Annotated in this window: 16 protein-coding genes; 12 read left to right on the forward strand and 4 right to left on the reverse strand. The window is 42.7% G+C overall.

The features are described 5' to 3' along the window. Positions 1-229 precede the first annotated feature (229 nt). The 3 genes from IHV10_RS08285 to speB all read left to right on the forward strand — a co-directional run bounded on the left by IHV10_RS08285 (position 230) and on the right by speB (position 3,785). Complete coding sequence (locus IHV10_RS08285; protein ID WP_197128257.1) at positions 230-1,078, forward strand: alpha/beta fold hydrolase; 849 nt, start codon at positions 230-232, stop codon at positions 1,076-1,078. 693 nt (positions 1,079-1,771) lie between these two features. Next, a complete protein-coding gene (gene speE, locus IHV10_RS08290) occupies positions 1,772-2,602 on the forward strand; it encodes a polyamine aminopropyltransferase (RefSeq protein ID WP_197128258.1) in 831 nt (276 codons plus the stop codon). A 310-nt stretch (positions 2,603-2,912) separates the two neighbouring features. Continuing rightward, positions 2,913-3,785, forward strand: a complete 873-nt coding sequence (speB, locus tag IHV10_RS08295) for an agmatinase (RefSeq protein ID WP_066399100.1) — start codon at positions 2,913-2,915, stop codon at positions 3,783-3,785. 300 nt (positions 3,786-4,085) lie between these two features. On the opposite strand, the gene IHV10_RS08300 is transcribed toward speB, so the two are convergent. Beyond that, positions 4,086-4,709, reverse strand: coding sequence for an AmiS/UreI family transporter (locus tag IHV10_RS08300; protein ID WP_197128259.1), 624 nt, complete (start codon positions 4,707-4,709; stop codon positions 4,086-4,088). Between the two features lie 228 nt (positions 4,710-4,937). On the opposite strand from IHV10_RS08300, the gene IHV10_RS08305 reads away from it, so the two are divergent. Next, complete coding sequence (locus IHV10_RS08305; RefSeq protein ID WP_197128260.1) at positions 4,938-6,677, forward strand: PAS domain S-box protein; 1,740 nt, start codon at positions 4,938-4,940, stop codon at positions 6,675-6,677. A 256-nt stretch (positions 6,678-6,933) separates the two neighbouring features. Here the strand turns inward: IHV10_RS08305 and IHV10_RS08310 are convergent, their stop codons facing one another. Beyond that, the gene (locus tag IHV10_RS08310; protein WP_197128261.1) at positions 6,934-7,947 is read right to left on the reverse strand and encodes an NADP-dependent oxidoreductase; all 1,014 of its coding nucleotides are present in this window, start codon (positions 7,945-7,947) and stop codon (positions 6,934-6,936) included. 221 nt (positions 7,948-8,168) lie between these two features. Between IHV10_RS08310 and IHV10_RS08315 the strand changes: the two genes are divergently transcribed. The 5 genes from IHV10_RS08315 (at position 8,169) to IHV10_RS08335 (ending at position 12,172) form a co-directional block, all read left to right on the forward strand. Beyond that, positions 8,169-8,609 (forward strand): DUF1934 domain-containing protein, encoded by a 441-nt coding sequence (locus tag IHV10_RS08315; RefSeq protein WP_197128262.1) that lies wholly within the window; start codon positions 8,169-8,171, stop codon positions 8,607-8,609. After that, positions 8,606-10,276, forward strand: a complete 1,671-nt coding sequence (gene argS, locus IHV10_RS08320) for an arginine--tRNA ligase (protein ID WP_197128263.1) — start codon at positions 8,606-8,608, stop codon at positions 10,274-10,276. Before IHV10_RS08315 ends, argS begins: the two co-directional genes overlap by 4 nt. Before the next feature lie 288 nt (positions 10,277-10,564). Next, entirely contained in the window at positions 10,565-11,131 is a 567-nt protein-coding gene (locus tag IHV10_RS08325) for a DinB family protein (protein ID WP_197128264.1), read from the forward strand. 89 nt (positions 11,132-11,220) lie between these two features. Continuing rightward, positions 11,221-11,391 (forward strand): DUF1427 family protein, encoded by a 171-nt coding sequence (locus IHV10_RS08330; RefSeq protein ID WP_066399082.1) that lies wholly within the window; start codon positions 11,221-11,223, stop codon positions 11,389-11,391. A gap of 7 nt (positions 11,392-11,398) precedes the next feature. Next, positions 11,399-12,172, forward strand: coding sequence for an alpha/beta fold hydrolase (locus IHV10_RS08335; RefSeq protein ID WP_197128265.1), 774 nt, complete (start codon positions 11,399-11,401; stop codon positions 12,170-12,172). On the opposite strand, the gene uvsE is transcribed toward IHV10_RS08335, so the two are convergent. Both uvsE and cls read right to left on the reverse strand, forming a co-directional pair. Further along, positions 12,165-13,121, reverse strand: coding sequence for a UV DNA damage repair endonuclease UvsE (uvsE, locus tag IHV10_RS08340; RefSeq protein ID WP_197128266.1), 957 nt, complete (start codon positions 13,119-13,121; stop codon positions 12,165-12,167). The two genes, IHV10_RS08335 and uvsE, sit on opposite strands and share 8 nt — an antisense overlap. Before the next feature lie 238 nt (positions 13,122-13,359). After that, positions 13,360-14,547 (reverse strand): cardiolipin synthase, encoded by a 1,188-nt coding sequence (gene cls, locus IHV10_RS08345; RefSeq protein WP_197128267.1) that lies wholly within the window; start codon positions 14,545-14,547, stop codon positions 13,360-13,362. Positions 14,548-14,751: 204 nt separating this feature from the next. Here cls and IHV10_RS08350 point away from each other — a divergent pair, with 204 nt between their 5' ends. From IHV10_RS08350 to IHV10_RS08360, 3 genes are all read left to right on the forward strand, one after another. Then, entirely contained in the window at positions 14,752-16,884 is a 2,133-nt protein-coding gene (locus tag IHV10_RS08350; protein WP_197128268.1) for a (Fe-S)-binding protein, read from the forward strand. 155 nt (positions 16,885-17,039) lie between these two features. Then, a complete protein-coding gene (locus IHV10_RS08355; RefSeq protein ID WP_197128269.1) occupies positions 17,040-18,224 on the forward strand; it encodes an acetyl-CoA C-acetyltransferase in 1,185 nt (394 codons plus the stop codon). 15 nt (positions 18,225-18,239) lie between these two features. Then, on the forward strand, positions 18,240-19,094 hold the full coding sequence (locus IHV10_RS08360; RefSeq protein ID WP_197128270.1) for a 3-hydroxybutyryl-CoA dehydrogenase: 855 nt from the start codon (positions 18,240-18,242) through the stop codon (positions 19,092-19,094). Positions 19,095-19,101 lie beyond the last annotated feature (7 nt).

The raw sequence follows: 19,101 nt of genomic DNA on the forward strand, positions 1-19,101 counted from the left end.
GAGTGGTAGAAGCGGGTTGCTTTTTTTATTTCGGTTAAAAAGTTCAGAAAATTATGTTAAAATAAACAAGGTTTTAATACCACTAAATAAAAGAAGGAGGCCGACGCGTCATGATCATTAAATGGATCAAACTTCGATAATGACAAGTGCAGGCCAAGATGACTCCGTTGAGTACTTATTGCTCTGCGCTTTTCACAAGGCAAAAAATAAAATCACGGAGGAAACAATAATGAAACAACAACTTTTACAAACAAATAAGGTGGATATAAACACAGAAAGCTTCGGTAACCCTAGCGATCCTGCTGTTCTTCTCATTATGGGTGCAATGTCTTCGCTCGATTGGTGGGATTCAGAGTTTTGTGAGCGTCTTGCAGCAGCCGGAAGATATGTGATTCGGTATGATCACCGTGATCTCGGCCAATCCGTCGTCTATGAACCTGGAACATCAAACTATACGATTACGGACCTTGCTGATGATGCGTTTGGAATTCTAGATGCCTATTCCATAGAGAAAGTGAATATCATGGGGATGTCTCTCGGAGGAATGATCGGGCAGATTATGGCGATTAAGCATCCTGAACGTGTGCTTAGCTTGACGATTCTTGGGTCAAGTGTTTTCGGTTCAGAGCAAGCTGAGCTGCCTCAAATGGATCAGAAAATTTTAGATTTCCATGGAAAAAGTGCTTCTATTGATTGGTCTGACCAAGAGGCGTCTGTTGCTTATTTAGCAGAGGGATGGGCAGTCCTTTCAGGATCCAAGCCTTTTGAAAAGGAAAGAATGTACGCATTGGCAGAAAGAGAATACACGCGTGCCAAACAGATTCAAAGCAGATTTAATTATATGTATCTAGGTGGCGGTGAAGAGTATTTGGATCGTATGAGTGAAATTGGAGTTCCGACAATCATTCTTCATGGAAATGAAGATCCGGCACTTCCGTTCGAACACGGTCAAGCGCTTGCGAGGGCGATTCCGCATGCTGAACTCATCACGCTCGAAGGGTCTGGACATGAGCTGCATACAGACGATTGGCAGATTATTATAGAAGCGATTGTAAGGAATAGTTCTGTAGGAAAGTAAGGGTTATAGACCATGAGCGGGAAGGCTGCTCATGGTTTTTTTATTTTTGAGTAGTGCTGTTTGTCAGGGTGATAGAGTTGGGTAATGGAGTCAATTTTGTCAACTCTCCGATATATGATCAAAATTCCGGTTATTATAGCAAAAATTCGCCCGTGCACGAAACACGGACGAATGGGGCGCCAGAAGGGACACACGAGTCGGTAAAGCGAGGCCGGATTTTCTGGAACGAAAAGCCGGTGCTTTTACACGTGTGACAGAGGCCTATTTATTTTTAGACGTAAGGACAGTAACGATAAGCGAGCTGAAAGCGACCGCGAACATCAACGCCTCAAAGATCGTCAGAGGCATCACCCCCCTTAACTGTAAGCTGCGGATACCCGCAAGATGTCCAGCTTCAGTTTAAAAAAGGGAATGCGCCGACCGTCTGTCCTTCTGAACGCTATTTTCATTATACCACTTTAATAGTCAGAATAGTCAGCCTAAAGAAACAGGGTAATCGAACTATTTTTATTGGTTGAAGATTAAGAAAACAGGAATGTGGTATGGATAAGAAGTGGTTATTTGAAAATAGCTGCATTCTTACAAAAATTGAATTGGAATCTTAGGTCCCAGAATGCTATAATCATTTTGTTTGTAAAATCTCGAAACAACGATGCCTGGCATTTCAAAATATATAGTAGGAGTGAGACCAACATGAGTATTTGGTTTACTGAAAAACAAACGGAAAATTTCGGAATTACGATGAAAATTAACAAAACGTACGTATCTGAGCAAACAGAATTCCAAAAGCTAGATATGGTAGAAACAGAAGAGTTCGGAAACATGCTGATCCTTGATGGCATGGTTATGACTACACAAAAAGACGAGTTCGTTTACCACGAGATGGTAGCACACGTACCTCTTTTCACGCACCCTAACCCGAAGAACGTTTTAGTTGTAGGCGGCGGAGACGGTGGAGTAATCCGTGAAGTGCTAAAGCACCCATCTGTTGAAAAAGCCGTTCTTGTTGAGATCGATGGAAAAGTAATCGAGTATTCTAAGCAATATCTGCCTGAAATCGCTGGGGACCTAGAGAACCCACGCGTTGAAGTAAAAGTAGATGACGGATTCATGCACATTGCAACAAGCAATAACGAGTACGATGTTATCATGGTTGACTCAACTGAGCCAGTGGGACCAGCTGCTAAGCTTTTTGAAAAAGGATTCTATGAAGGAATCTCTAAAGCACTTAAAGAAGACGGAATCTTTGTTGCGCAAACGGACAACCCTTGGTTCACGCCTGAGTTGATCTCTCAAGTATTCAGTGATGTTAGTGAGATCTTCCCGATCACTCGTCTTTACACAGCGAACATCCCAACTTACCCAAGTGGTCTTTGGACGTTCACGATTGGATCTAAGAAACACGATCCACTAGAAGTACCGGCTGAGCGTTTCCACGATATCGAAACGAAATATTGGACGCCACAACTTCACACAGCTGCTTTTGCGTTACCGAAGTTTGTGAGTGATTTGATTAAAAAATAAATCTGTAATAAGCTTTGTTGCTTTTGAAAGTGATTGATTTCCGTTTCAGGTGCTTCGCTTTCCGCGGGGCAGGCGGTGAGCCACATTCGTAACGTTTCACTCTTAAGTGTCTCACCTACCCGCCTGTCCCGCAGGAGTCTCGCACCTTACACTACAATCACTGTTCGATGAAGCTTCTTTTGGCGAAAAGGAAGCCCGCAAGCAACAATCAACGAAAACAGTTAAAAAATAAGAAAATTAGGGGCCGTCAAAAGTGAGTGTAAACTTACTTTCGCGACGGTCCCGTATTTTACATAAGGAGTGTAAAATCATGCGTTTTGACGAAGCTTATTCTGGAAATGTATTTATTTTAAGTAAGCCTGATTATAAGACGGCTGATGCTGTTCTTTACGGCATGCCGATGGATTGGACGGTTTCATTCCGTCCAGGTAGCCGTTTTGGCCCTGCTCGTATTCGTGAGGCATCTCTTGGTCTTGAAGAGTACAGCCCATACATGGACAAGCACCTTGAAGAAGTGAACTATTTTGATGCGGGAGACATCCCGTTACCGTTCGGAAATCCTCAGCGTTCACTTGATATGATCGAAGAGTACGTTTCAACGTTACTCGCTGACAACAAGTTTCCGCTTGGAATGGGTGGAGAGCACCTTGTGACTTGGCCGGTATTTAAAGCATTGAAGCAAAAGTATGATGACTATGTCGTGATTCATATCGATGCACATGCTGACCTTCGTGAGCAGTATGAGGGAGAAGTTCTCTCTCACTCAACACCGATCCGTAAAGTTTGCGATCTGATCGGCGCGGAAAACGTGTATTCGTTCGGAATCCGCTCTGGTATGCGTGAAGAGTTCGAATTCGCAAAAACGAGCGGTATGCACATGTACAAATTCGATGTAGCTGAGCCTTTAAAAGAAGTTCTTCCAACATTAAAGGGACGCAACGTGTACGTTACGATCGATATCGATGTGTTAGATCCGTCTGCAGCTCCAGGAACAGGAACAGCAGAAGCCGGCGGAATCACTTCAAAAGAGCTTCTTGAAGCGATTCAGTTGATCGCAAAAGCGGACATCAACGTAATCGGAGCAGACTTAGTAGAAGTAGCTCCCGTTTATGACCACTCCGAGCAAACACCGATCGCAGCTAGCAAGTTCCTTCGCGAAATTTTGTTAGGCTGGGTAAAATAATTGAATTGTAGCCCCTGTTTGAAGGCTGTTGTTTGCAGCCGTCGAACAGGGTTTTTTTATTGTGTATGAATTTTTAGCGTGTGTGTATGTCGAGCTGTGTCGAATCGCCTTTATTTGCTGAATTAGACTTAATTGGTATGGATTTTGACTTAATTTTTTCGAAATAGACTTAATTGAACCACACACAGACTTAATTACTCATCAAATCGACTTAATTGCCATCCGCCACCCCTATCACACAACATGCAACAGAGCCCAAACATAAGAAAACCGGCCTCGAATCATCGAGACCGGCGAATGTTAAGCTAATTCTTCAACTAATTTTTCTTTTTTGATGTATTTTGCAAACAAAATCGCTTCTACCACGAAATAAACCATTGATCCGATGCATACATACGTCCAGATTTCTTGAAGCTTGGCGTTTTGCCAAAGATCAAGCAACATGAATAGGGAAGGAAGTGTTAACGTTACCCAAGACTGAACGAAAGCGACTCTCCCGATATAGTTTTCGTATGGTTTTTTAAGTGCGGACGACAAGAAGAACAGAAACCAAAGGAACGCCCACAACACCCACGTAAGGGCATTGACTACGTCATTTTCTTGAACGTAAAACACAAGTGCATAAACGATAGCCATCATCGATACCCACAGGGAGTACCAACCAAGGCCGCTGGAATCGAATCCTTTTAGAATCGTCACACCTAGATAAAGGTATGTGAACCCAAACAAGAAAACAGCACCGTTATTGAACATCGACCAGTTTGATCCATCAGACGTGATGATGAGATAGATCGGTGTGATGACTTGAAGTAATCCGACTAATATATTGAAAAACGCGACACTTTTTTCTTCAGCTTTTCCGAGCAACATTAAGCTGTTTAAGAATAAAGCTCCACCTGAAAACAGCAAACCTATAGCACCCATAATTATTCCCTCATTACTCTATAAGATAGTTTTTAGAGGTCAGACCTCTTACATTAATCAAATATAGTAAATTCTTAAGTGTAAAGCAATGGAAATCTGAAGAAAAATAGTAGGAAGGAACTGACTTAAACTGTTTTTAGCTAAATTTGTCGAAATTTGTTATATCATTAAGTCTTTTTTGCTATAGTTACAGTAGAGAATTAGGTGGATAAAGGGGGGACAAATAGAATGACAGCGATTTCAAAAGAGATGGAGTATTTTCAAACGTTCATCGATCAGCTTTCTGATGCCGTAGTGGTTGTGGATCAGAATGAAGAAATAACAGGAGTGAATCAACATTATTTGGATCTGACAGATCAGGCAGCTTTTGAAACAGGAAAGTCGATGGATGAAATCCTTTTACGTCATTCAGATGGTGATGAAGGAACTTTACTTGCTGTAAATGGTTTTATTTCAGTAAAAGTGAGTGAAGGTTTTTTGCCGTTTGCTGACAGTCCGTTTCGCTATTATATCTTGAAAGAATTGCCCGCTGTCGTTCATTCTTGTCAGGAGCCTCTTATGAAAACGTTAATGAACATCGTTCCGGATTTTATCGGTATAAAAGATGGAGATGGGCGTTTTGTGTTTGCGAATGAATTTGTAGGTGAGCTTTTTGAACTGCCGGGGTTTGATTTTACTGGTAAGACTGATGCTGACTTAGCCGAGATCACGCCTAACTTTCGTGAAGTCTTTCAATATTGTATCGAGACAGATGAACAAGTGTGGCAGGCGAAAGAGATTGTTCGATGTGAAGAGTTCGTGCCTGCGCGAGACGGCAGCACACGTTTTTTTGATGTATACAAAATTCCAGTGTTTCATCCAGATGGAACTCGTAAGAACTTGCTTGTATTCGGCCGGGAGGTAACGGAAAAGATTGAGTCCCGACAGCTGTTAGAAGAGAGTGAAGCGAGATACAGGCTGTTGGCTGAAAACGCGATGGATATGATCACAACACATAAAGCAGATGGTTCATTTACGTACATTTCACCTGCATCGTTTGCGTTATTAGGAAAAAGACCTGAAGAGATTTTAGGAGATACAGGCTATGGAATGCTTCATCCGGATGACGAAGAGATCTCAAGAAAAGCTCATGAAGATTTAATTTCAGGACCGTGCACGAAAACCGTTCCTTTTCGATTACAGCATAAAGACGGGCACTATGTGTGGCTCGAAACTTCATGTAAAAGCATCACAGATGACACAGGTAAAGTCGTAGAGATCATTGGGGTTACACGTGATATCTCTGATCGAAAAAAATCAGAAGACTTGCTTCGTCAATCCGACAAGCTTTCAATCGTTGGACAGCTTGCGGCATCCGTGGCTCATGAGATACGAAATCCGCTCACCTCATTAAAAGGGTTCATTCAATTTTTACAAGAAAGCCAAGAGATCGATCCATCCAACTACTACAGCATCATGGATAAAGAACTGAACCGCATCGATCAGATCATGGGGCAGCTGTTATTGTTGGCAAAACCTCAAGTTCGAACATATAAGAAGACGTGTTTAAAAGAAATCATCGAATTTGTAGAAACCCTTCTACAGCCTGAAGCAATCGTCCAAAATATACAGATCAATACGAGGATCCCTGATGTTATGCCTCATATTCATGCGGAAGAAAATGAGCTGAAACAAGTGCTGATCAACTTATTGAAAAATGCGATCGATTCGATGGGTGATGGCGGCGAGATCACGATTCAAGCTCAAATGATGGATAGCCAGATTCATATATCCGTCAAAGATCAGGGTTGTGGAATTCCGAGAAATCGAATCGAGAAAATGTGTGAACCTTTTTATACGACAAAAGAAAAAGGGACAGGGCTCGGTCTGATGATCAGCTCTAAGATCATGAAAGAGCATAACGGTGAACTCCGGTTTAGTAGCATAGTAGGCAAGGGAACCACGGCTAGCATGGTATTGCCTGTGTAATGTAATGAACTTGAGCTGATGGTGATGTTTACAGCTCAAGTTTTTTTCGAGTGGCTTTGTCGCTTTTTGTAAACTCGCCGATATATCTTAAAAAGTTGCCGTATTAAGATTGAAACTCGCCGAAATATATTAGATTTACGCCGTATTATTTTTATATTTTCTCGAATTCTTTGGGACGACTTCTCCCCAATTACATAAAAAAAAGAAGCTTTTCACTTCTTTTTGAGTGAAAAGCTCCCTGATTTATTCCCTGTTGTTACACATTCTCCGGCTCAGCTACTTTTACTAGCTGCTTTCCTGTGTTTTCACCAGAAAACAGACCTAAGAATGCATCAATCGTATTTTCAAATCCGTCTACGATGTTTTCGCTATAAGAAATTTTGCCTTCTTTTACCCATTTAGCAAGTTCGATCGCACCTTCTTCAAAATGAGCCGCATAATCGCTAACGATAAATCCTTTCATCAGCGCACTGTTGATCAGAATTTGACTTTGCATACGTGGACCAACATCTGCTTTTTCAAGGTTGTAAAGGGCGATCTGGCCACAAACCGGAATACGAGCGCCTTTGTTGATCAATGCAAGTACGCTATCAGAGATTTCTCCGCCCACGTTATCAAAATATACATCAACACCGTCTGGACAAGCTGCTTTTAGTGCTTCATATACATTTTCCGTCTTGTAGTTGATCGCAGCATCAAAACCTAGTTCGTCTTTTAAGTAGGAGATCTTATCGTCTGAACCTGCGATTCCGACAACACGTGCACCTTTGATCTTAGCGATTTGACCGACGATTGTACCAACAGCACCAGCTGCGCCGCTGACAACAACCGTTTCGCCTTCTTGAGGGTTACCGATATCTAGTAAACCGAAGTATGCAGTTAAGCCAGTCATGCCTAACACACCAAGGTTTGCAGTAAGCGGAGCAAGAGATGGATCTAATTTACGAACTTCAGCATCACTTGCTACGTTGTATTTTTGCCACGCTAAGTTACCGATGACGAAATCGCCTTCTGATAGTTCGCCTGAACGAGATTCAACAACTTGTCCAACGATTCCACCAGAGATCGGTTCGTTTAACTGAAATGGAGGCACGTAAGATTTACGATCACTCATGCGTCCTCTCATGTACGGATCTACAGATAGATAAATCGTTTTTAAAAGTACCTGATTACTTTCAAGAGCAGGGGTCGAAGTCTCCTCAAAGCGAAAATCACTCTTTTGCGGCGCGCCTTTTGGACGATTCACAAGTAAAATTCTTTCGTTGTTCATTTAAAATCCTCCTCATTTCTATTTCATCTTCTCGAGTGTATAATACGTCATTAACGACCCTCATTCCAAATCATCCACTCATGAAAACGTGTTTTTAGGATATATTTACCTATTAGAACCATGAATTTTTAAAAAGACACCCATAAGGTTGAAGGGAAGCAGTGAAATCTTTTATAATAGGTAAGTTAAAGAGGTACATCAAAAAAGGAAGTGTTGTTCGCATGGATCAAGATACGGAATTGTCTGTTGCGCTTTCGATAAGTTCAGAAGTACATTTCAGCGGTGAACAAGAGAAACATTTCACCGAGACAGAAGGTAAGCTCTATAAACGTGGGGACGTCACCTATCTTCAATATAAGGAAGAGATAGAAGGTGCAGGTTCTGTCAATAATGTGATTAAGATAACGCACGCTGGTATTCTGATTATCCGCTCAGGCAGTGTATCTATGAAACAGAAATATTTAATCGGCCAGACTACAAAAGGCATGTACGACAGCCCATATGGCCAGCTTTGGATGGAAACGACTACACATGAAATGAATTTCCGCTGGAATCAGCAAAAACAGACGGGGGATCTTAATCTCGCTTATGAGCTGGTTCTGCAGGGTGAACATACAGGAACACATCGAATCAAGATTAATTTTCAGGAGGCAAAAGCATGAATATCCTTGACCAAGTCAAGCAGCTGTTAAAAGAAGAGATCGAAGAAGCGGTCGTAAAAGCAGGACTCGCTAAAAAAGAAGAACTGCCTGCAGTCGTTCTTGAAGTACCAAAAGATAAAGCGAATGGTGACTTCGCAACGAACATGGCGATGCAATTAGCGCGTGTTGCTAAAAAAGCCCCTCGCATGATCGCAGACGATCTTGTAGCAAATTTTGATAAAAGTAAAGCATCTATCGCAAAAGTTGAGATCGCAGGTCCTGGTTTCATCAACTTTTACATGGATAACTCATATTTAACAGAGCTTGTACCAACTGTTCTAAAAGCGGGCAAGGATTACGGACGTACGGAGCATGGCGGCGGTAAAAAAGTACAAGTCGAGTTCGTATCTGCGAACCCTACAGGAACGCTTCACTTAGGACATGCACGTGGTGCGGCTGTTGGTGATACGATCTGTAATATTCTAGACTATGCAGGCTATAACGTTTCTCGTGAGTTCTACATCAACGATGCAGGGAATCAGATCAACAACTTAGCTACGTCAATCGAAGCTCGTTACTTCCAAGCGCTAGGCAAGGATAAAGAGATGCCAGAAGATGGTTACCACGGAGCGGATATTATCGAATTTGGTAAAGATCTAGCCGAAGAGTATGGCGATTCTTGGTTAGAAAAAGAAGAGAGCGAGCGTGTGAGCTTTTTCCGTGAATACGGTCTTACACGAGAGCTTGAAAAACTAAAAGCTGATCTCGCTGAATTCCGTGTAGATTTTGATGTGTGGTTCTCAGAAACTTCGCTCTATCAAAACGGAAAAATTGATGCAGCACTAGAGAAGTTAAAAGCTAAAGGTGTTGTTTATGAAGAAGAAGGCGCGACTTGGTTCCGTACGACAGATTATGATGATGACAAGAACCGTGTACTTATCAAGAACGACGGATCTTACACATATTTAACGCCAGATATCGCGTACCATAACGATAAGTTTGAGCGTGGATTTGAAAAGTTGATCAACATTTGGGGAGCAGACCACCACGGTTACATTCCTCGTATGAAAGCAGCAATACAAGCGTTAGGCTATGAAAAAGATCAACTTGAAGTGATGATCATCCAGCTTGTTTCTCTGTTCCAAAACGGCGAAAAAGTCCGTATGAGTAAGCGTACGGGTAAAGCTGTAACGCTACGTGAACTGATGGAAGAAGTGGGCATCGACGCGACTCGTTATTTCTTTGCGATGCGTTCTAACGATACTCATCTTGATTTTGACATGGACTTAGCGGTTTCGAAATCGAACGAAAACCCTGTATTCTACGTACAATACGCACATGCTCGCGTATGCAGCATGCTTCGCCAAGGGGAAGAGATGGGTCTTTCTTATGATGGAGAACTGGATCTTTCTCAGATCGATTCTGAAAAAGAATTCGAGCTGTTGAAGAAAATCGGAGAATTCCCTGCAGTTATTAATGAAGCGGCTGAAAAACTTTTAACGCACCGTGTAACGAACTATGTGTTTGAGCTCGCATCTGCTCTTCATAGCTTCTATAACGCAGAGCGTGTACTCGACCCAGAAAACAAAACAAAATCACAAGCGCGCTACGCATTGATGAAAGCTACTCAAGTAACGATTGAAAATGCATTGAACATCATCGGTGTAGAAGCACCAGAGCGTATGTAATATATAGGAAAAACCTGTCTTTGGACAGGTTTTTTCGTGTTTTGGAGAGTGGTTTTCTTTGATTTGGGGGCCAATATAGGGATTTGTGAGCGATTCCAGGGATTTATGAGCGATTCTAGGGATTTGTGAGCGATTCCAGGGGTTTATGAGCGATTCTAGGGATTTATGAGCGATTCCAAAGCTATGCTCAATTACCAACGAATCACGAACGCATCCAAATCAAAAAAGGAATTCCAAAGCTTTTCTTGAATTCTATTGAAGCACATGATTGCTTAGGAGGTTCCCAAAATGACATCATCCAACAAAAGCCCTTTTGTTATCGGAAAAATTGAAGGGTACTCGAAAGAATTTTCAAACTTAATATCCATGATGGACTACACGAGAGAAACGACGATCTGGGACGTTCAAGATCTATCCGTTGAAGAGCTAGATTATCGAATAAACGGAATAGGGAATTCAATCGGCATGCTGCTCGCTCATCTTGTGGCTGTAGAAAAGATTTATCAATTTATCACATTTGAGGGAAAAGATCTGCCAGAGGAGGAGATCGAGCGTTATGCAGAAACACTCCAGCCTGCACTCGATCTAGGTGAAGCTGCGACAATCATCCATGGCAATACAGCAGAATTTTATCTAGAAGACTTAAGAAAGACTCGTGAAATTACCTTGCAGCATTTTCAAAAGCTTGAAGATTCATGGCTCTATGAAACAACACCGTGGTGGGGGAATGAGCTCGGTAACAATTACTTTAAATGGTTTCATGTTTTTGAAGATGAACTGAGTCATCGCGGTCAGATTCGTATTATAAAAAAGCAGTACGAGCTCGCTACAACGAAATCTTCTACGCAATCGTAATCTCAACGAAAATTGGGATAATGTAGGGATAACATGCCATATTAATAAGAGATAGGTTTGGAAACTCGTTTGAAAGAGGGGGTACATATATGAAGTTGATCGTATTATCACTAATAACAGGCGCCCTCGTAGGCTTTGTGTTTGCCCTGTTAAAACTACCGATTCCGGCACCACCCGCATTACCTGGAATCATGGGCATCATCGGCATCTATTTAGGCTATCAAGCTTACATCTGGATGGCAGGTACTTTTCTTAAGTGAGGAGAACATGGCATTAGCCGGACTGACCTCTGAGTTGCAAATCTATTATGAAAAGCTGGGAACCGGTGCGCCAATCGTTTTTTTACACCCGCCAGGTATGAGTCATCTCGTGTTCAAGTATCAAAGAGAACTAGCGACCGATTATCAGACGATCTTTCTCGATTGTCGGGGACACGGTCGTTCATCAAGTAAGGACAAAGAAACGTTTACGATTTGGGACTTAGCAGATGATGTTGCGTCTCTGTTGGACCACTTATTATTAGAAGAGGCGTACATTTGTGGGTATTCGGCAGGTGGATCGGTTGCACAAGCGTTTGTTCAAAAATATCCGCATCGCACAAAGGGTCTTATTTTGAGTGGAGGCTTTTCTCAAGTTTCTACATTCGCACTGAAAAAGCAGTTTCAAACTGGAATAAGGCTGGCAAAAAATGCACCAGCCCTACTCAATCGAATTCTTGTCACCACACATTCGAACTCTACAGAAGATCGAAAAGAAATGTTAACTTACCATAAACAGACAGACCTTAAAATGTGTCAAAGGTTCTACCAAGAAAGTCTTTCCTTCCAATGTACGGATCAGCTAAAAGAGTGGCGCTTTCCGTTGTTGTTCATTTACGGGGAACAAGCGGAATATATGCATCCTTACAGAAGAATCTACGCAAGGAATGTTCACCCGAAAGCAAAGTTCGTTCTCTTAAACAAAGCGCTGCATCAGCTTCCGATCAAACATTATGCAAGCTTTAATGCAGAGATTAAAAAATTTATTCCTTGCCTTACATAAGGATGGTTCCACCGCTCATCCTCTTGAAGCCGCGCACTTTCTCCAGTTCATCCACGAGCTGAAGAACAGCGCGGTCTTTTTGTTTGGCTTCGATCATAACGTCCAGCTCATCTGTATAGTTAGACATCAATTTAAAGAACGGCAGGACATAGTCCTTACTAACGAAATCATGGTGGCTTCTGTATGCTTTTTCGTCTTTTGGTGAGGAAAGATGAACTTTCGGCGGTCGACCTGTATTCTCCCACGTTTTCACGAACCTAGGCAATAGTTCCTCTAGAGAACCATCGTCATCCGGATTCGCCATGTAATGATGGTAATCAAACATAAGTGGAATGCCTTCATTTTCACAGACTTCTAATGTCTCTTGGGTTGTGAACGTTTTATCGTCGTTCTCAAGCGTCATCCTTGCTTTAACGTCAGAAGGGAGAAGTTTAATATTTTCATAAAAACGTTCTAAAGCAGACGGTTTATCACCATAAGCTCCACCGATATGAATATTGATATAGCTTCGGTCCTCGATGCCCATCCCTTTAAGCAGATCATAATGATATTGCATATCTTTTACCGCGTTTAACGTCACCTCTTCACGAGGGCTTGTAAACAGGGTGAACTGATTAGGATGCATGCTCGTTCTGATGTTGTATTTTTTTACGAGCTTCTCGATCTCTTTACATTCTTTCTTCGTCTCCTTCAAAAAATCCCAAGCTGCTTCAGGATGAGTAGCTAAAGGGACGATGGAGGATGACATGCGATGAAGAGGAAGCTCGTGCGCGATACAATAATGAAGAACGCGCAGTGTGCGCTGTAGATTGTTTTTCGTGATCGCAAGCAGCTGTGCAGTGCGTTCTTTTTCATCACGTTTTTGATAAGTAGCAAAAGTCATTGTTTTTGCAGGTGAGGCCTCATATAAATTGAGAGCCGTAGATACAAATCCGAAAGATGTTAACATGTTTGGCCCCCTGTTGTTTTGTATGTTTTTGGTATAAGTGCTGGTGAAGGATGTTGATTTCCGCTCCAGGTGCTTCGCTTTCCGCGGGGTGTGCGGTGAGCATCCTCGTCGCTTTGCGACCTTAGGAGTCTCACCTGTCCCACTGATCCCGCAGGAGTCTCACACCTTACGCTCCAATCAACTAATCAGAGATGTCGAATCAAAAAGTTCACAAAAAGGGAGCTGATCCCCATTAAATTTATAAAAAAGGCGATAGCACAAAACCCACCACTTCTTTTAAGCGAACTTTCACGGAACGGCGCGTCTTTTTTAAACGGGCTAGCGTCAACTTCTCAGAGCGTTCAAGATCTGAATCGAGCACCTGCTTCACCGCTTGGATCTCCGATTTATCTGTAAAGATGCAATTTAACTCGTCGTTATAAAAAAAACTGCGAAGATCGAAGTTTGCGGTACCAATATCACAGATTGAATCATCAAACATAACGATTTTGGAGTGATAGAACCCTTCATGAAACTGATAGATCTCAGCACCTGCTTTTAAGAGCGGTTTGACATAACGATAAGAAGCTTCTTGGACAAAAGGGTGATCTGGGTTCATGGGAACGAGTATCTTCACATTGACACCACGATCGAGTGCTGACAAAAGCTCTCTGTTCATCTTTTTACCCGGAATAAAGTATGGTGAACCTATAAAAATGCTTTTTTTCGCTTGTTTTATTTTTTCATAAAAATAGTGATACCCAGCCTGTCCTTTTGAAGGAAGGAGCAACAGGTCTTTTTCTTCTACTTCCTGAGTAATATATGAAACACTTTGCGTCATCTTTTCGTTTGTTGAACCGTTCCAATCATCACAAAATAGACGCTGCAATTCGCTTACAACGTTACCTCTTAATTTTAAATGATAGTCGCGCCAATCTCCAAATCGTGTGACTCTGCCAATATATTCATTTCCTACGTTATAGCCGCCTAGGTAACCAATCTCTGAGTCGATGATCGTGATCTTACGATGATTTCGATGATTGATCCGGTATAACAGATACGGAAACTGTGGCTTGTTGCTGTATTCAAAATGAACGCCAGCATTTTTAAGACTGTTAACCGTCTTTTTTTTCAGCCCGTAACTCCCCATGTAATCAAGAAGTAGTCTAACTTCTAAGCCTTGATGTGCTTTTGCGATCAACTTCTTACATAGCTCTTGTCCGAGTTCGTCATCTCGTAATATGTAAAACTGTATGTAGATCGATTTGTTCGCTTGATCTATGTCTTGAAACAGTGAATCGAAAAAATGAGAACCTGTCGTTAAAAGATGCATATTGCCTGTCGTAGTTACAGGAGGTTCTTCTTTTGCGATCGTTTGCTTATGTCCTAAATAAAAATCGATCCATACCAAAAATCCAATGACAATAACAAATAAGACGATCCACATTTTCTTCTCCTCCTTCTGTAGCAAACTTTTATATAGTATACCCTCGCCATATAAAACCACTAAAAAAATTTTTTTAACAGATGTTGACTGAATGCTCATTCATTTATTTTTTTATGCTATAATGAAGTCAGAAAATTAATTTCATTTAGAATTATTAAAAGAGAAAGAATTAGGGAATAGGAGCATTGGAAGGGAGAGAGAGCGATGGACGGCTTAATGGTAGCAAACTGGCTTGCATTTCTTTTTGTAACCGCTTACGCACTGTTTTTATTTGCTTATGTCGTAAAAACAAGGTTTGAATTCATCAAGCTCGGCAAAAAAGTAGAGTTTGATCATACGGTTCAAGAACGAATTAAAGCAGTCTTAGTGAATGTATTTGGTCAAAAGAAGCTGTTAAAAGATAAGAAGAGTGGAATTATCCATATCATGTTCTTTTATGGATTCATTCTCGTTCAGTTCGGAGCGATCGATTTTATATGGAAAGGACTCAACTCTGGGTCGCATCTGCCTTTAGGCCCGCTTTATCCGGGATTCACGTTTTTCCAAGAAATCGTAACGACGATGATCATGATTGCAGTCGTTTGGGCTTTTTACAGAAGATATGTTGAAAAGCTTGTTCGATTGAAGCGCGGATTTAAATCTGGTTTGGTTCTTCTTTTTATCGGGGGCCTGATGCTTTCCGTGTTAGTTGGGAACGGAGCAGAGATTATCTGGCATGACCTACCTTACGAGTGGACGGCGCCTATCGCGTCCGTAATTGCAATGGCTCTTGGTTTCCTAGGAAAAACAGGTGCTGCAGTCGTATTCTTTATCTCATGGTGGATTCATTTATTGTTCTTATTAACGTTTTTAGTGTATGTTCCGCAATCAAAGCATGCTCACTTGATCGCAGGTCCACTAAACGTTTGGCTTGGCCGCAAAGATAAAGTAGGAAAGCTTTCTTCGATTAATTTCGAAGACGAGACACAAGAAGTTTTCGGTGTGAATAAGATTGAAGACTTCAATCAAAAGCAGCTTGTAGATCTCTATGCATGTGTAGAGTGTGGCCGTTGTACGAATGTTTGTCCGGCAACAGGTACTGGTAAGATGCTTTCGCCGATGGATATGATCGTTAAACTTCGTGATCATCTAACGGTAAAAGGAGCGGCGGTTACATCTCGCACACCTTGGATGCCAGCGTTCGCTTTTTCGAACACAACAGGCAACCAGATCGCTTTTGAAGCGAGAGGAAAGGGCGCTGAGGAAACTGCTGCGACAACTGATGGATCATCTGCACTTGCTTATGATGTTGAGATGATCGGTGAAGTTATGACAGAAGAAGAGATCTGGGCATGTACGACTTGCCGTAACTGTGAAGATCAGTGTCCAGTCATGAACGAACACGTAGATAAGATTATCGACATGCGCCGTTATCTTGTGCTGACAGAAGGTAAGATGGATGCAGAAGCGCAGCGTGCGATTAAAAATATCGAGAAGCAAGGGAACCCTTGGGGAATCTCGAAAAAGGAACGCGAGAACTGGCGCGAGCTGAAAGAAGATATCCACGTTCCTACTGTAAAAGAAAAAGAAAAAGCGGGTGAGGAATTTGAGTACCTGTTCTGGGTAAGTTCGATGGGTGCTTATGACAACCGTTCACAAAAAATCGCACTTTCTTTAGCGAAGATCATGAACGAAGCAGGAATCACGTTTGCGATCTTAGGAAACAAAGAAAAGAACTCTGGTGATACACCTCGTCGACTTGGAAACGAGTTTTTATTCCAAGAGATGGCGAATGCGAACATCGAGTTGTTCCAAAAGCATAATGTTAAGAAAATCATCACGATCGACCCGCATGCGTATAACACGTTCAAAAACGAATACCCTGAGTTTGGCCTAGAAGCAGAAGTGTATCACCATACCGAGCTTTTAGCAGACTGGATCAAAGAAGGAAGAATCAAGCCGAAGTTCGAGGTGAATGAAACGATCACGTATCACGATTCTTGTTACCTCGGCCGCTATAACGAAGTGTATGAACCACCTCGTGATATTTTAAAAGCAATTCCAGGTGTGAAGGTTGTTGAGATGGATCGCAACCGTCAGAACGGAATGTGCTGTGGAGCGGGTGGTGGAATGATGTGGATGGAAGAAAAAGCAGGGTCTCGTGTGAACGTTGCGCGTACAGAACAAGCTCTTGCTGTAAATCCAACCATGATCGGAAGCGGATGTCCGTATTGCTTAACGATGTTGAGTGACGGAACGAAAGCGAAAGAAGTAGAAGAGCAAGTTCAAACGCTAGATGTTGTTGAAATCCTAGAAAAATCGATGTTTGGCTCACAGAAACAAGAGGCTCTTCAGTAGTTTTTGAGCATGTGATTAAGCTGCCCGCATATGAGTTGGCAGCTTCATGCTTGGAAGTTGGTCGACTGAGCGTTCGCTCGGCTCGTCTTTAAACAAATTTGTAAGCGTTAACATAATTTTCGCAGCTCTACTATACGAATCGGGAGGTTTTTCTTATGACAAAATCAGTAATCGTCAGTGGTGTACGGACACCTGTAGGGAAATTTGGTGGCGGATTAAGTTCTCTTACAGCGTCAGACCTAGGCGGAATCGCGATTAAAGAAGCGCTTCAACGAGCAAGTGTTGCTCCAGAATCGGTGGATGAAGTCATTTTAGGCTGTGTTCTTCAAGGTGGGCAAGGACAGATTCCTTCTCGTCAAGCGGCTGAAAAAGCAGGATTACCTTGGAAGACGAAAACAGAAACGATCAACAAAGTATGTGCGTCAGGCCTTCGTGCGATCACGATGGCAGATCAGATCATTCGCGCGGGTGATGAAGAAGTCATCGTAGCAGGTGGAATGGAATCGATGAGCAACGCACCATACATTTTACCGAAAGCGCGCTGGGGGCTTCGTATGGGAGATAGCTCAGTGAAAGATCTCATGGTCCACGATGGACTAACGTGTACGTTTACAGGTGTTCACATGGGAATCTACGGAAATGACGTAGCGAAAGAGATGGAGATCTCACGTGAACGTCAAGACGAGTGGGCGTACCGCAGTCATAGCCGTGCTATTGAATCGATTGAAAAGGGAATTTTTGCAGAAGAGATCGTACCTGTGGAAGTGCCTCAACGAAAAGGCGAGCCGGTTGTCGTGTCCCAAGATGAATCACCGCGTAAAGATACGTCTATCGAATCTCTTGCAAAATTAAGACCTGTTTTTTCACAAGATGGAACGATTACAGCAGGAAACGCACCTGGCGTGAACGATGGGGCAGCGGCTGTAGTCGTGATGAGCGATGAGCGCGCTGAAAAAGAAGGCAAAGAAGTGATGGCGACGATCCTTGGTCACACGGCACTTGCTGTGGAAGCGAAAGACTTTCCGAAAACGCCAGGTCTCGTCATCAATGAGCTCTTGATAAAAACAGGAAAATCATTAGAAGAAATTGACCTTTTTGAAATAAACGAAGCATTCGCAGCCGTTGCGTTAGCGAGCTCTGAGCTTGCTGGATTAGATCTTGAAAAAGTGAACGTGAATGGTGGAGCAGTCGCGTTGGGTCACCCGATTGGGGCGAGCGGCACGCGCATCGTACTAACGTTGATCCACGAGTTGAAAAGACGTGGCGGCGGACTTGGCATCGCTTCGATCTGTTCAGGCGGCGGGCAAGGTGACGCGATCTTAGTAGAAGTGAAGAAATAAGGAGGAGCAATATTCATGAGCATTCAAAACATTATGGTGATCGGTGCAGGACAGATGGGTTCAGGAATCGCGCAAGTTTGTGCACAAGCGGGCTATTCCGTTGTTCTGCATGACATGCAAGAAGAGTTCGTACAAAAAGGAATCGGAATCATCTCTAAAAACTTAAACCGCTCAGTGGAAAAAGGACGTCTGGATGAAAGTGAGAAAGAATCCATTCTGTCCCGCATCACAGCTTCTGTTTCTCTAGAGAACGCGTCAAACGCAGATCTTGTGATTGAAGCAGTCGTGGAAAATATGGACGTGAAAACACAACTCTTCAAGATGCTCGACCAATACGCGCCAGCTCACACAATCTTAGCGTCAAACACATCTTCCCTTCCAATCACAGAGATCGCGGCTGCAACGGACCGACCTGAAAAAGTTATCGGCATGCACTTCATGAACCCGGTTCCTGTTATGAAACTCGTAGAGATCATCCGTGGACTTCAAACAGCGGATGACGTATACGCGACGATCGAATCGGTATCTAAGAAGCTGCAAAAAGTACCAGTGGAAGTGAACGATTTCCCTGGTTTCATCTCCAACCGTATCCTTATGCCGATGATCAACGAAGCAATCTTCTCGGTGTATGAAGGAGTGGCTACACCTGAGGCGGTCGATGAGATTATGAAACTCGGAATGAACCATCCGATGGGTCCGTTAACACTAGCAGACTTCATCGGGCTCGACACGTGCCTCTACATCATGGAGACACTTCATGAAGGCTTCGGTGATGACAAGTACCGTCCGTGTCCGCTGCTAAGAAAGTACGTAAAAGCAGGCTGGCTCGGCAAGAAGTCAGGCAGAGGATTCTACAACTACGGGGTCTGACCCCACA

It is taken from the genome of Fictibacillus sp. 5RED26, from assembly GCF_015903895.1.
GTDB lineage: Bacteria > Bacillota > Bacilli > Bacillales > Fictibacillaceae > Fictibacillus > Fictibacillus phosphorivorans.

Bases quoted from the DNA above. Each gene is read 5' to 3' on its own strand.
- IHV10_RS08285 (WP_197128257.1), top strand. From the start codon at position 230: ATGAAACAACAACTTTTACAAACAAATAAGGTGGATATAAACACAGAA.
- speE (WP_197128258.1), top strand. From the start codon at position 1,772: ATGAGTATTTGGTTTACTGAAAAACAAACGGAAAATTTCGGAATTACG.
- speB (WP_066399100.1), top strand. From the start codon at position 2,913: ATGCGTTTTGACGAAGCTTATTCTGGAAATGTATTTATTTTAAGTAAG.
- IHV10_RS08300 (WP_197128259.1), bottom strand. From the start codon at position 4,709: ATGGGTGCTATAGGTTTGCTGTTTTCAGGTGGAGCTTTATTCTTAAAC.
- IHV10_RS08305 (WP_197128260.1), top strand. From the start codon at position 4,938: ATGACAGCGATTTCAAAAGAGATGGAGTATTTTCAAACGTTCATCGAT.
- IHV10_RS08310 (WP_197128261.1), bottom strand. From the start codon at position 7,947: ATGAACAACGAAAGAATTTTACTTGTGAATCGTCCAAAAGGCGCGCCG.
- IHV10_RS08315 (WP_197128262.1), top strand. From the start codon at position 8,169: ATGGATCAAGATACGGAATTGTCTGTTGCGCTTTCGATAAGTTCAGAA.
- argS (WP_197128263.1), top strand. From the start codon at position 8,606: ATGAATATCCTTGACCAAGTCAAGCAGCTGTTAAAAGAAGAGATCGAA.
- IHV10_RS08325 (WP_197128264.1), top strand. From the start codon at position 10,565: ATGACATCATCCAACAAAAGCCCTTTTGTTATCGGAAAAATTGAAGGG.
- IHV10_RS08330 (WP_066399082.1), top strand. From the start codon at position 11,221: ATGAAGTTGATCGTATTATCACTAATAACAGGCGCCCTCGTAGGCTTT.
- IHV10_RS08335 (WP_197128265.1), top strand. From the start codon at position 11,399: ATGGCATTAGCCGGACTGACCTCTGAGTTGCAAATCTATTATGAAAAG.
- uvsE (WP_197128266.1), bottom strand. From the start codon at position 13,121: ATGTTAACATCTTTCGGATTTGTATCTACGGCTCTCAATTTATATGAG.
- cls (WP_197128267.1), bottom strand. From the start codon at position 14,547: ATGTGGATCGTCTTATTTGTTATTGTCATTGGATTTTTGGTATGGATC.
- IHV10_RS08350 (WP_197128268.1), top strand. From the start codon at position 14,752: ATGGACGGCTTAATGGTAGCAAACTGGCTTGCATTTCTTTTTGTAACC.
- IHV10_RS08355 (WP_197128269.1), top strand. From the start codon at position 17,040: ATGACAAAATCAGTAATCGTCAGTGGTGTACGGACACCTGTAGGGAAA.
- IHV10_RS08360 (WP_197128270.1), top strand. From the start codon at position 18,240: ATGAGCATTCAAAACATTATGGTGATCGGTGCAGGACAGATGGGTTCA.